We start from the raw sequence: 407 nt of genomic DNA on the forward strand, positions 1-407 counted from the left end.
GCCCCGCCCGCCCCACCCGCCCGGCCCGCCCGCCCCCGGGCGGCCCCCCGGCGGAGGTGCCGGCGCCGCTGACGAGTGCGGCGCCCGTCGCGGCCGCCGCGATCGCGCCGCTCCCGGAGTGCCGCCCCGCGGACGAGGCCCTCGCCGACCTGGACGCGCTGGTCGGCCTGGCCACCGTCAAGCAGGAGGTGCGCACCCTGATCGACCTGATCACGGTCGGCCGGCGGCGGCAGCAGGCCGGGCTGAAGGCGCCCTCGCTCCGCCGCCACCTGGCGTTCACCGGCGCCCCGGGCACCGGCAAGACCACGGTGGCCCGGCTCTACGGCGAGATCCTGGCCGCGCTCGGGGTGCTCCAGAGCGGCCACCTGGTGGAGGTCGCCCGGGTCTACCTGGTCGGCGAGCACAAC

General features: G+C 79.6%; 1 pseudogene. It reads left to right on the plus strand.

Annotation, left to right across the window (positions count from 1 at the left end):
- Positions 1-407 (plus strand): annotated as a pseudogene (locus tag ACFV0G_RS30560) (sporulation protein); the annotation flags it as partial.

This window comes from Kitasatospora sp. NPDC059571 (genome assembly GCF_042735675.1).
Classification (GTDB): domain Bacteria; phylum Actinomycetota; class Actinomycetes; order Streptomycetales; family Streptomycetaceae; genus Kitasatospora.